Origin of the sequence: Fibrobacter sp. UWH5 (assembly GCF_900142505.1) — a bacterium.
Taxonomy (GTDB): Bacteria; Fibrobacterota; Fibrobacteria; order Fibrobacterales; family Fibrobacteraceae; genus Fibrobacter.
This window is the reverse complement of sequence record NZ_FRBB01000031.1, coordinates 1-12866: the sequence shown is the minus strand read 5'-3', so window position 1 is coordinate 12866 and position 12866 is coordinate 1. Positions and strand designations below refer to the sequence as shown.

Genomic DNA, 12866 nt, shown 5'->3' with positions numbered 1-12866 from the left:
ATGGATTTGTATAATTTTGACATGGGCTTTTTTCTTCTGTTTTTTTTGGCGATTAAATTTTAGAAAATAGCCCATTTTTTGTTTAATTTAGGCGAATGTCAACAAAAAAGGGTGGCGAAGCCACCCACACATGTTGATGAAGAGCCAAAAAAATCCACAAATGAAAACGAAGATGATTCTCTTTGGTGGTATAGTCCGGATGTTCAAGAAGTAAGTTCACAGGATATTGAAGAACAAATATTTGCCGAAAGTCTAATTAATTCCAAAATTCAATTTTGGAGTGAATTGTCCAAAAAAGAAAAAGATCATTATAAAGCTGAAATGCTTATTAAATCCCCTAAGGTTATTTTGGGAGATTACAACAATGCATGTAAATGGCTTCTAAAAGCAAAGGGTATCATCAATCCTTCTTTTAGAGATACGTTTTCTGCAGGAGGACAAGAAACAATTTTTGGAGTCAAGGTTCCAAAAATAATCGCAAATATTTACAAATGGAAAAGTGACATCATAGAAGTGTTAAACAACAGTGATTCGCCAAACGATTCTTTTGAATTATGGAAAGAACACATTAGCAAGATGACAAAATTTTCTTCTAATGAGAAAAAAGTTTTGCTTAGAATTGTTACCGAAATAGGAAAAGAAGTTCATTGAAATTGACCTTTTGATAAATTTAACAGCAATTAAAATGTCGCCTATAGTTTGCAAAGTGAAATTTTTTCACGCCCCGCCCGAGAGGTGGGCCTAGTAGCCGTCTATAAAAAGAACGCCGCCTTCAGTAAGCCGGCAGCACTCTTCCTGGAAATGCTCAAGCAGGAACTGGAATAAATAACAAGATCACCAGTTTTCAAATCGGCGACCCGTATCCATTCCGCCAATCTTTTTCATTTCTTCAGTAGTCAATTCAAAGTCGAAAAGGTTGAAATTCTCTTCCAGATATTTCAAGGAATCGATTCCCGGAATGGTGATGTAGCCAGCCTGAATATGCCAACGTAAATCCACCTGAGCCGCGGTCTTTCCGTGAGCCTTTGCAATTTCTTTCAAGGTAGAATTGCCAAGAATTTTCTGGGTATTTCCGCGGCCGCCCAACGGGTAGTACGACTCCACAACGGTGCCGTACTTAGCCACATATTTCTGGAAATCCGTATTCTGGTACAGCGGATGATTTTCGTTCTGCACAACAGCGGGCTTGATTTTTGCACCTGCGGTCACACGCTCAAATTCTTCCGCCGTATAGTAATTGGAAATTCCGATGGAGCGAATCTTCCCAGCGGCAACGCCTTTTTCCAAAGCCTTGTAAACGCCATCGTCATTTGGCCCTGACTGATGAACAAGCATCAAGTCAATGTACCCCAAACCCAATGTTTCATTGGATTCGTCAATAGCCTTTTCTGGATTACGGTAATAGCCAGGCATCACCTTGGTAGTCACGAAAACATCTTCGCGCTTTACAAGGCCATCCTTAATGGCACGGCGCACACCTTCACCTACGCCCTTCTCGTTGCCGTAATATTCCGCCGTATCAAAAAGACGATAGCCCATCTTGATTGCTTCATAAACAGCATCCGATGCAAAAGAATTGCTCATGGTCCAGGTTCCAAGACCAAGAACCGGCATTGAGTAGCCACTATTCAACTTGATTGTATTTGCAACGGTCACAGATTCACCTCCGCTGACCTGAGTTTCATTTTCCGCAGTTTTTGCAGCAACACTTTCGCTGGAGCAACCCAGCAAAAACGTCACCGACGCCACAAGAAAACTTGAAATAATTTTTTTCATATTCATAATTTAACACCTAGAGTTAACTCAATGTCAAATCATTTTTTATAAAAAAAGAAGGTAGCGAACCACCTTCTTTCAGAATACATTTTCGCAGCATCCCGCTAATTACTTCAAGTTAGTCTTGAAGAATTCGTCAAGCTTTGCGAAAGGAATCTTTTCCATGTTGTCGTAAAGATCCACGTGAGATGCGCCAGGAATCACCAAAAGTTCCTTGTTGGAAGGATTCGGGTTCGCCTTGATGCCCGCGGCAGGATTGCCTTCTACCATGTACTTGTAGGCATCCTTGCCGAAGTAGAAAGAATGAGCCTTGTCGCCGTGCATCACGAGAACAGCGGAACGGATTTCGTTGGTATAACGGAGGAAGCGGGCGTTGGCATAAGCCTGGGTACCTGTTGCGTTCCAACCGTCGTTGGAATTGCCAGAACGCTTGTGGTAACCGCGAGGAGTCTTGTAATAAGCGTAGTAATCCTTCACGAAGTAGGGAGCGTCATCCGGAAGCGGGTCCACAACGCCACCGGCACGCAGGTAGGAGCCAGCAGCACGATCCTTTACGCGCTGGGCTGCGAGAGCCTTGCGGCCTTCATAACGGGCTTCTTCATTGTCGCCGGAATCGAAGTAACCGTTGCCGCCCACGCGGGTCATGTCGTACATGGTGCTTGCCACAGTTGCCTTGATGCGGGTGTCAGCGGCAGCAGCGTTCAGGGCGATGCCACCCCAACCGCAAATACCGATAATACCGATGCGTTCAGCATCCACATTTTCCTGAGCACCGAGAAAATCTACAGCGGCCATGAAGTCTTCGGTGTTAATGTCCGGAGAAGCCACGCGGCGGGGCATGCCGCTGCTTTCGCCAGTAAAGCTGGGGTCAAATGCAATGGTCAAGTAGCCCTTTTCTGCCATGGTCTGTGCGTAGAGACCGCTGGACTGTTCCTTCACGGCGCCGAAGGGGCCAGAAACAGCGATGGCCGGGAACTTACCATTTACAGCAAGGCTTGCATCCTTCGGGATGTACATATCGGCAGCTAAGGTGATGCCGAAGTTATTGGTGAAGGTCACCTTCTTGTGATCCACCTTTTCGCTCTTTGGGAAAACCTTGTCCCATTCTTGAGTCAGTTCCAATCTTTCGTTCTGTGCCATAACGGTCTCGTTTGCGGAGTAGTTGTTAGTTGCGTTTGCAGCCTTTGCAGTCTGAGTTGCGTCGCTCTTGTCGCAGCAGGCGGTGAAAGCGGTTGCCACAGAGATTACTGCAGCAGCGGTAACAATTTTACCCAAGGAAGATTTCTTGAAATTCATTTTCAATCCTATGAAGAAGTTTTTACAAGGTACAATTTAGAACTGAAATTCACAATAAGCAAATACTTAATTTTTATGCTTTGCTATGCTTTTTAGGCATAACAGTATATAAAATCAAAGTATTTGCTATTTCAACAAAACAACGCTATATTTGTGACATGAAAAATTTGTTGAATTTTATTTTTGCAGGCCTATTGCTTCTGCCTTTGTATGCCTGCGCCGATTCCGCGTCAAACGCGGAACAAGGTTCAAATGAAATCGCTGCTAAAACCAGTTCGTCCAACGCACAATCCGTTCAAGCCAGCAGTTCTTCGACGGCAAAAATTGAAATGAATAAAATCAAAATCACCATCGGCTCTCAAGAATTCATTGCCACCCTAGCAGACAACGCCACCGCGCAAAGTTTCAAGGAAAAACTTCCCCTGACACTTTCCATGACGGAACTTCACGGCAACGAATACTATGTCTATTTGGATTCTAGTTTCAAGACAACAAGCTACGTTCCCGATACTATCAAGAAAGGCGACATCAAGGTTTATGGTTCCGACTGCCTCGTCTTTTTCTACGAGACATTTAGCAATCCAGGCTACAGCTACAGCGACATCGGAGCATTCGAAAATCCTGACGGTTTAAAGGACGCCCTAAAAGCTGGCGCCAAGAAAATCACAATCCAGGCATTTTAATTCACTCAGCATTTTTCATGGAGACACGCAAATGAAAAAAGTTCTCGTTATTTCTTCCAGCCTCCGCAAGGGAAGCAACTCCGACATTCTAGCCAAGGAATTTGCCAAGGGTGCAAAGGACGCCGGCAATGAAGTGGAATACATTTCCCTGCAGGGCAAGAATATCGCATTTTGCCGCGGTTGCCTCGCCTGCCAAAAGAAGGGCAAGTGCGTCATCAAGGACGACGCCAACGAAATCACCGAAAAGATGAAGAACGCCGAAGTCATCGCCTTCGCAACGCCCATCTATTACTACGAAATGTGCGGTCAGCTGAAAACCATGCTGGACCGCGCTAATTCCCTTTACATTAGCGAATACAAGTTCCGCGAAATCTACTTGCTGGCTACCGCCGCAGAAAATGAAAAGACCACCCCGAAGAACGCCATAAACGGAATCAAGGGCTGGATAGCCTGTTTCGACAACGTCAAGCTGAAGGGAACTGTTTTCGCCAGCGCCTCCGAGCCCAAGGAAACCGCAAGCAACAAGATCGCTCTCGCCGAAGCCTACAAGAAGGGATCTAAGGTCTAATGACTCTGGAAGAATTCAAGAAGGCCATGGTCTCCGGCGCGCGAATCATCGCCGGAAGTGAAACCCATTTGCTTATGCACGAAATGTCCCAGCGGGCATTGAAAATCACTGCGGAAATCAACACAGGCTATCACGAGCCCGCTGAAATACGCAAGCTGTTTTCGGAGCTGATCGGCGAGCCTGTCGATGAAACTTTCGGGCTGTTCCCGCCCTTCAATACGGACTGCGGCAGAAATATCAAAATTGGCAAACGGGTATTCATTAACGCAGGCTGCAAATTTCAGGATCAAGGTGGCATCACCATCGACGACGGCGCACTCATCGGCCACAACGTCGTTCTCGCCACATTGAACCACGCCCCCGAACCCGAACACCGCGGAGATATGTACCCCAAGCCCATCCACATCGGAAAAAACGTGTGGATCGGTTCCAACGCCACCATTCTCCCGGGCGTCACCATCGGCGACGGAGCCATTGTCGCGGCAGGAGCCGTAGTAAACAAAGACGTCGCCCCCAGCACGGTGGTAGGCGGCGTTCCTGCGAAAGTGATTAAGGAAGTGTAGTACTTGAAATCAAGAACATCGTGGAGAATCTGGCTAGCTCAGCGGCGATACCGATCGCATTTTGCGACCAGTTCGTCGAATTCATTCTTGTTCAGCCGAATCATGAATTCTTCGGGGTTGACTTTTAACTAAAATTTTGTTAGATTACAGTTATTGGGTCCTAATAAGGTGAAAGCGGGCTTCATGCCATGCGTTTCGAAAGAAACCTAGCCTTATACAAGGGTCCATTTTTTATTTTACCATGGGATTCTTAGAAGAATAATACTTGAAATCAAGAATGTCGTGGACAATCTTGATTTTATCTTTCAAGTAATTATAGAATCGATATTCTTTTTTTTCATAAACACGCTGAATGGTCCAAAGAACATAGTCGGATGCCTGCAGCAAAGGTATTTCTGACGCTTGCTGAATAAAAATCCTTATTGAATTTTTGTTCTCGTAATGCCATTTGCTGCTGAAAGCATCAATTGCAGAATCAATGGCGCTTTGCATAGTGTCCTTGCGAACAACATTTCCCAATGAAGAAAAATAACAGTCAATTTCAGAATATAGGTGCAAACGATTTTCAAGCAGATTTTTAACCGCGTACTTGTAAATTTCTGTATTCTTGAATTCAAAACGCTTTCTGAAGAATTCCTCCCTTTTTTGGAGGACTACACAATAATAGGTAAAATCCAGATTTTTAAGCAAACGGAAAACCCTATCGCGAACTTCAGGGCAATCCTTTGCCGCATGAAAAGCGACTTTTGTTTTTTCCATAGAAGGAATTTCCCGTAAAAGTTCATCTTCACAAATTTCTTTATGCAAAGCGTTTAAAGACTTGGTTAGTCCCTTAGGATTCTTTGTTTCTAGGTAACCTACCATAAAAACCTTGCTTGCAACTCCACTTTCAACAAGGTTCACCCCATGATGACCCAGAATATTTGGATCCCCTGCCTCATCAAAATAATAATAGGCTTTCACATTCTCAGTTTCTTTCATATCGCAGAAATATACCTATTTTATTTGTTTCAAGCAAGACGGTCAAGGCTTTACTAGTTTCAGCTAGAACAATCGCCAATACAAATAAAGTAGCATTTTTTAGCAATTTTCCATTGTTACTTTTCATTCCAACTGATGATTTCTTGTTCCAACTTTACATTGTTATCCAACATATACTGAACTGTTTCAACATACTTTCCGGATTTAATCAAGCCATCTGCTTTCGTTCTGTCATTTTCTACAAGCGGCTTACAATACCTTTCGTATTTCTTGAGCTGTTCAACGCCCATACAGAATGGTTTAAAGTCAATACCTGTTTTGTACTTAAGATTTTCTAATATCAAAAGTCCATCGGGATCTATATCACCAAAGTGATAGAATTCCAATGTTTCATTTTGATTTTTAATTAGCTGAATAAATTTTCGTTTTGCAGTATTATGGTAGCCACTCAAATACACGAAGAAAGTATTATCATGTTGGACACGATTGAACGACGTTAAATTTTCAACCGTCATCAACTTTTTTTCAAAAATTTCAATCTTTGTTATTGAGTTCAGAATCGTAGACGGCAACGCAAGCGGTCTATCTCGTAAAACGCTTACAATATCCCCATTATCAAAGATAATCTTCGCATTACCTTTAAAATGCACATATGAAGGATTTGGATAGACGTTCAATTCTTCCAGGATTTTCTTTTCAAATTCTTTGATTTCCGATTCCTGAGAGGCTAGTTCATCAAAGCATCCGCTCTCTCGTAATATCTTGCATACTTGTGATCTATAAGACTTTTCCCACACTTTCGAATCATGAGCAACTTCTATGGAAAGCTCGCGTTCAAGAATTTCTTGCTGGTTATTTAAGATATAATCAAGGAACGCTACAATAATCTTTACTGATTCAAGTGGGTATAATTCTTTCTTACCTTGATAGATTCGTTCAATTTGAACATCGCAAAAGTTTTTTATAACAGCATGTTTGTCAAGGCATGATGTGTAAAAATCTAAGGATTCCTGTAAAAGAATCTTTTTCTCCTTTACACCAAGAATATTTCTGAGTTGATTCCAGACATTTTCTTCGTCAATAGCAATGATCTTGGCAATATGATTATCTTTATAAACGATATCTATCAAGCCAGACTGCTGAAGCCCCGCAACCTCTTGCTCAAAGTTCCTAACTTCATCAAGATCAGCAAAATCATCTTCATATTTCTCAAAGATCTTAGATGGTTCTACAGCAAAAGACTGACGAACAGAATTCTCACCTTTATAGCTTTTACTGTTCTCATACTTTTTTAAAAGCTTATCAAGAACAAGTTTTTGTCGCTTGTTTAAATTCATACCGCAGACTTCCTGATACCTTCTTCTGCATAGGTGTATTTACCATCAGAATACAAAGCCACCGTATTATCAATATGGCTACCGATACTGTCTATTTTTTCTGGAGGTGCAGCATAGAATACTTGGAAATGATTTTCCTCCAGGAATTTCACCATCTGCTCAATACGTTCCTTTGACAGGGCGGAGAAAGCTTCATCAATGAACGCTACACGAGCACAATTTTTTTCCTTGGGATAGAACTGCATCAAGCTGGCGGCAAGAATAATGAAGTACGGAGTTTGCTTTTCGCCACCACTTGCAGAGCCTTGCTTCTGAGAAAGGTCCATTTCTTCACCATTTTTACGACGAATGCTCATGTCATAAACAAAATAGTTTCTATAGTCAGAGTATTCCATTTCATCAGAACCTTGTTGTAGAATATCGTCTAGGAATTTCTGCACATCTGCGTTAAACTTATCCTGAGAAACCTTCATCGGATTGAAAAAATCCTGATTGATATAGCTTTCAAGATTATTACAAATATCAAAGAAAATTTTTCGGTCTGGTCTTTCTTCCATTTTGAATTGATAAAAATCAATACCAAAAGGAATCTTCTTCAGTTCCTTATTGATAATATCAATTTCCTCTCTAGCTTTTTCGATATTTTCCTTTAATTCTGCAATAAAATCATAAAGGAATGCTTTTTGAAGTTTTTTCTGAGCTTCATCAAGTTTATTTTGAGCTTCATCAAGTTTTGCGTTGGCAATATCGCGATATTCTTCACGATAGAACCAGATGTAAGCAACACCACGTTCGTTCAAATCCTTTCCAGCAAGTTTATTGTATTCAAGTTGAATGTTTTCAAGAGTTTTTTCTTTATCATTCAAATCAGATACTGCATTTTTCACCGTCTTCTCAGCAATGACTAAAACACTATTTTGTTGTTTTGCCATCTGGGCATACGTTTCAAGCATTTCTTGTTCAAGTTCAAGATTTGCTTTTACTAACCCCTGGTAATCATTCATTCGATTCTCAATACTTTGAATCAAATTCACAATACTCTTATTATTGCTAATCTGAGAAGCTTTATTACCACCTAATTTTTCGCTCAACTCATCACTTGATTCTTTAAGCTCAGAGACCCTTTTCTCTGCCATTTCAATTTCTTGCATAGCGCGTAACATTTCTGGGCTATTCTTAAGAATTTCGATTTCGCTTGCAATCTGTCCAAGCCGTACATTCAACTGCTTGATTTTTTCAACAGATTCAAAATTATACTCCTCAGGGTCCCATTCTATATTGTCACATAAGTGCAACAAATCACTTAACTCATTGATTTGATCAATAAAATTCTGCAACTTTGCTGATGTTAGTTCCTTTTCCCGCTCCTTCATTTTCAGCTGCATTTCAACAACATTTTTACCCAAGCAGGGAACAACATCACTAATTTTCATCATTGTGGCTGCATAACTCTTAGCCAGCATGCCGTCTTTCATTAATCCACCCTTTGGGTAATCATGAAGTTCTTCGATGGTATGGCAAAGATGAATTCCATTCAGCAAATAATTGGCGTACTTTCGAGCCGCTTTATTCTTGATTTCAAGAATTTCTGCAGCAGAATCTTTTTCAATGTCACTATCCGGAATTTTATCAGACAAAACCACATTTGCATTTGTGAGTTTTTTTTCTTTAAGGATTCTCAGAGCGACATCGCAATATTCGTCATCAACAATCAAGAAATAACGTTTACGGCCAAGGAACGTTTCAATAGCCAAGCGCCAGCTTTCATCCTTGATTTCCTCCACTAATTCGGCAAAAAAGCGAACTTCAGACTTTATGGAGTGGCTGTTAAATTCTTCCTGGATAGAGCATTTTGCATTTTCAGCATCTTTTGGGAAAATAACTTTCTTAGCCTGCAAATCCTTGATATTCCGTTCAATCTCAGCAAGAGTTTTCTTACACTCATCTCTTCTATCTTCTAAACGAACCTTATTTGCAGTATACTCTTCACTAACAGTTTGAATTTGATTTCCTAATTCAATAAATTGAGTCTGCTTTTCAGAAGCATCAATTCCATCTTCCGCTAGATTCTTAAGTATTTCTTGAGATTCTTTAGAAACCGAAATGTCATTTTCAATTTGAGGAAGCAATTGTGTAATGGCAACCTGAAGATTTTTTAGAGCCGCAATAGAGGTTTCACATTCCTTAATCTTTTCTTTGCACTTCTTCAACTCTTCATTTTTATCATCCAGTGAATCACTAAGCGTTCTATTGGAATCCTTAACTTTAGTAAGATTTTCGCGAGCGGTTTCTAATTCAGTTTCAACAGTTTTCTTCTGTGACTCCAATTGTCCCTGTTCAAGTACAAACGTCTTCGACAGAAGCTCGCGCTTTTCCAAATCCAGCTTATCTTTCTGAAGATACTGATAGCTATACATCATCTTACGAATATTCATGTATTTCAACTGTTTTTCGTAAGCCGTAGTAGCAACTTCAATTTTTTCTAGAAGTTCCTTACGTTTTTTGTTATTCTCCAGCATTTGAAGAGCTTCAGTATAATGGTTTTTCTGTTCCCTTAAAGACTGCAAGGAATTAACATCATTCTGCACAAGGACAGAGTCCTTCACAAACTTTTCAACATTCTTTTCTGGCTTGAAAGCCATCATCTTTAAGATTTTTTCAACGTACTTTTTAAAGTCACCATCACTTATTCGAAGGCCTAAAGCTCTTGCAATTGCAGGTTTGGCCTTTTCTCGGCCAAGCATCTCCGAAGCCTTTACAGGAATCCCCTTTCTAATAAGATTCTTTCCGCTAGCAATGCTTAATCTTCCATTTTCAACAGATCTAAAGTTAAAATCCTCGATTTTAGCATTCTGGAAGATAAACCATTTTGATTCCGCAGAATCCTGTGCAGACCGGGATTCAATATTCACTCCAACGACAAAATCGCCTTCTGTAGGAGAATTGAATTCCATGACAATATAACTGACAACGGCATCTTTTCTAAGATATCGATCAGAACCATTTGTCTTACGGTCGCCATGGATATAAGCATTTACCGTTCGTTCTTTGTCATCGGCAGCACGATTAAACTGAGTATTTGCAAACAACAAATAAGACATGGCATCAAGAATTGTAGTCTTTCCTGTGCCATTAACACCCGTAAATAGGGTTGAACTACCTAATTCAATGCAAACATTCTGAAAACAAGACCAGTTTAATAGAAGAAGTTTCTTTGCGGTTTTACGGAATTCCATGATTATTCCTCCTCCCCTTCTGCATCAAAGTTATCTTCTACAACATCTTCGTTTTGAGGACCGGCATTCAACATTTTTTCGCGAACACCAGCGACAAATGTGGCGAATTCAGATTCATCTAAAGCGAATTGAATCGACGGATAAAGAACAATCACACGTTCATTATCCGCAGCATTCCAATTGACAAAAATCAAATTATATCTTGCAAAAAGTTGCAACGCTGTTTTAAGATTGCTCTTAATATCAAAAGCACCCTTAAACTCAAACTTCTCCAATTCCGCATTCAGTTCTGGGAAAGTCGTCGTAATTTGCTTGGAAAGTGATCCTGATTGAATCTTGTCCATATACAAGGTCCACAAACAGCAAAGAATGATGCTCTGGAATTTATTGAATTTTTGCTTTGAAACAACAACATCGGAGCTGTCATTTTGGAGCATCACAACCCCATTATCCTTCACAATAATATCAAAGCCAATCAAGTTAAGATAATCCGAGAATAGTCCTTCATTCGATTTAACAAAGAAGAACATCTTGCGGTTATCTTCATCCATATCGCGGACAATGAAGGTTTCTTTCAAAAGACGGCGGCAACATTTTTTGAACAATAATTGTTCCGAGGAAGTAAGGTCATCCCACATTTCATTAATTGTTGACATTTTTCTTTGCCCTCCAATGTCGAACCTTAAATTCTTCTGATTCAATAAAATCTTCGTCGGTTTCTACCAAATAACCATTATCGCGAGCGTAAGTCACAGCTGCCATAGACGCAAGAACATCTTTTTTCTCATTCAATCGAAGATTAGAACTGTCAATCTTTCCATTAATTGATTGGTTTTCTAGGAATTTCGCCATTAATTCCTTGGAATACGGATTATGCGATTCCTTCTGCAATTGAATTTTTTGACGTTCACGCTCTTCTACACTCATTTCGACAAGGTCAGTCTCAATATTCGATTGAGCACTTTGGTTTTTATGCGGATAGTGCAGCGATGATCTGTCTATAAATTCATAATCATGAATATGGAAGAGATACTGAATTTCATCATCTATCTTGTTCAGTTTGTCGTCTTCTAGATTCTGGACCAAATAGCGAACCGTTTCTTCAACATTTCCACGGTTATCCCGGCCTTTATTTCGAAGAATTCGTTCACGAGCAACGGCAATCTTGATATACGCATTAATCTGATCCTTAATGCGTTTCATAATCTTGTTGTAATCGTCATGGAGAAAACGTCTGGTGCTATCAAGCATCCTTAAAACTTTTTCTTCAGCAAAGGCTCTTGTGCAACCGTCTTCATCCATGACACTTTGGGTAAGAGATCCAAAATAACCAAGACCTTTAAATTCTTCTAACCGTCTGGATATTTTCTCACGATAGAGATGGATATTTTGTTGCTGAACAAGACGAGAATATTCCTTAATAAAGTCCCCATCGCAATATTTGATAATATTTTCAGTCAAACTGACCAGGGTTCCTTCATGGAGCATTCCCTCAATAATCTTTTTGATGGAGGTGGCGAGTTTCTTCAGAGCCGAAGACAGTTTGCGAGCTTCATCATACACCGGGGTCAAAATCAATTTATAAGGATTTTGTTCGCCTTGAGCCCAATGTTCCAAAGTATTATAAATCGTATAGATGGAGACTGAAAATTCAGAGCGAACAGGATTCTTTAGATTTTCAATAAATTGAGCCAAGGCAAGACCGTTATCCGTCATCACAATGGTCTTTTCCAATGAAGAATCATCCGTCTCTTCTTCTAGCCAACCAGCATCCACAAAACGCCGAATAATAAAATTAGCGTTACCATTCCAATCAGATTCTACAGGAGACACTGAAGAATCATCTTCCTTGATTTCAATATGGTTTTCTAGTAAGAAAGCAGCAATCATATCACGGACGATATCACGCGCGATTCTATACGAAATTTCATCTTCAAAAAGACCATATATTTTCAGTAAAAGTTCTGAATATACAGCCCTGTTGGGGTTGCGACGACCAAGAATTGTGAAGAAGTCTGCTGGAATTATGTCAAAAACACTGTGCACAACCTAAATATAATCCATTTCTGCTGTCACTTTGTGTCAAATCGGAATATTCCTTCGCTTTTATGACTTTTATGTATAACGAAAAACATCCGAAGATGTTGTTCGGATTTAAAGAGAAGAAACCGAGCCAGAATATCAAATAAAAATCGAGGCATCATCAACATGTGTGGAAGCATTTAGGCAGCCTTGCTAGATGATTCTCTCGATTCCGATTCCCATTCGTAGGCAATCTTTACATCTACATAGGAACAGCTCAACATTATCAGCGACAGCATGTTGTTCATATTCCTGAAGCCATAGGCAGTCCGTATCAGTAGCTTTATCTTGTTGTTCGTCGCCTCGATCCTTGCGTTTGACACGCCTAGCCTGATTGTGTTGAG

The 12866-nt window shown here is 40.4% G+C and carries 12 protein-coding genes; 4 read left to right on the top strand and 8 right to left on the bottom strand.

Annotated elements, in window-relative coordinates; translation table 11 throughout:
- Positions 1-78 precede the first annotated feature (78 nt).
- Positions 79-651, top strand: coding sequence for a hypothetical protein (locus BUB38_RS15185; RefSeq protein ID WP_073161581.1), 573 nt, complete (start codon positions 79-81; stop codon positions 649-651).
- Positions 652-834: 183 nt separating this feature from the next.
- Here the strand turns inward: BUB38_RS15185 and BUB38_RS15180 are convergent, their stop codons facing one another.
- Together BUB38_RS15180 and BUB38_RS15175 are read right to left on the bottom strand one after the other, a co-directional pair.
- Positions 835-1782 carry an aldo/keto reductase gene (locus BUB38_RS15180; RefSeq protein WP_254794977.1) on the bottom strand — a complete coding sequence of 316 codons (948 nt, stop codon included), beginning with the start codon at positions 1780-1782 and terminating at the stop codon, positions 835-837.
- 102 nt (positions 1783-1884) lie between these two features.
- Positions 1885-2916, bottom strand: coding sequence for an alpha/beta hydrolase (locus BUB38_RS15175; protein WP_073161583.1), 1032 nt, complete (start codon positions 2914-2916; stop codon positions 1885-1887).
- Positions 2917-3230: 314 nt separating this feature from the next.
- Here BUB38_RS15175 and BUB38_RS15170 point away from each other — a divergent pair, with 314 nt between their 5' ends.
- From BUB38_RS15170 to BUB38_RS16925, 3 genes are read left to right on the top strand one after another with little or no spacing between them, the layout of a single operon-like run.
- Positions 3231-3755, top strand: a complete 525-nt coding sequence (locus tag BUB38_RS15170; RefSeq protein ID WP_083542265.1) for a cyclophilin-like fold protein — start codon at positions 3231-3233, stop codon at positions 3753-3755.
- A gap of 31 nt (positions 3756-3786) precedes the next feature.
- On the top strand, positions 3787-4323 hold the full coding sequence (locus tag BUB38_RS15165; RefSeq protein ID WP_073161580.1) for a flavodoxin family protein: 537 nt from the start codon (positions 3787-3789) through the stop codon (positions 4321-4323).
- On the top strand, positions 4323-4886 hold the full coding sequence (locus BUB38_RS16925) for a sugar O-acetyltransferase (RefSeq protein WP_073161579.1): 564 nt from the start codon (positions 4323-4325) through the stop codon (positions 4884-4886). The genes BUB38_RS15165 and BUB38_RS16925 overlap by 1 nt, the downstream gene beginning before the upstream one ends.
- 231 nt (positions 4887-5117) lie before the next feature.
- On the opposite strand, the gene BUB38_RS15155 is transcribed toward BUB38_RS16925, so the two are convergent.
- The 6 genes from BUB38_RS15155 to BUB38_RS15130 form a co-directional block, all read right to left on the bottom strand.
- A complete protein-coding gene (locus BUB38_RS15155) occupies positions 5118-5867 on the bottom strand; it encodes a DUF3800 domain-containing protein (protein ID WP_073161578.1) in 750 nt (249 codons plus the stop codon).
- A 116-nt stretch (positions 5868-5983) separates the two neighbouring features.
- A complete protein-coding gene (locus BUB38_RS15150) occupies positions 5984-7204 on the bottom strand; it encodes a Wadjet anti-phage system protein JetD domain-containing protein (protein ID WP_073161577.1) in 1221 nt (406 codons plus the stop codon).
- Positions 7201-10440 carry an SbcC/MukB-like Walker B domain-containing protein gene (locus BUB38_RS15145; RefSeq protein ID WP_073161576.1) on the bottom strand — a complete coding sequence of 1080 codons (3240 nt, stop codon included), beginning with the start codon at positions 10438-10440 and terminating at the stop codon, positions 7201-7203. The genes BUB38_RS15150 and BUB38_RS15145 overlap by 4 nt, the downstream gene beginning before the upstream one ends.
- Before the next feature lie 2 nt (positions 10441-10442).
- Positions 10443-11096 (bottom strand): DUF4194 domain-containing protein, encoded by a 654-nt coding sequence (locus tag BUB38_RS15140; RefSeq protein ID WP_073161575.1) that lies wholly within the window; start codon positions 11094-11096, stop codon positions 10443-10445.
- Positions 11083-12486 carry a Wadjet anti-phage system protein JetA family protein gene (locus BUB38_RS15135; RefSeq protein WP_073161574.1) on the bottom strand — a complete coding sequence of 468 codons (1404 nt, stop codon included), beginning with the start codon at positions 12484-12486 and terminating at the stop codon, positions 11083-11085. The genes BUB38_RS15140 and BUB38_RS15135 overlap by 14 nt, the downstream gene beginning before the upstream one ends.
- A 176-nt stretch (positions 12487-12662) precedes the next feature.
- Positions 12663-12866: transposase (locus BUB38_RS15130; RefSeq protein ID WP_139258420.1), on the bottom strand; the 204-nt coding region annotated here is incomplete at its 5' end.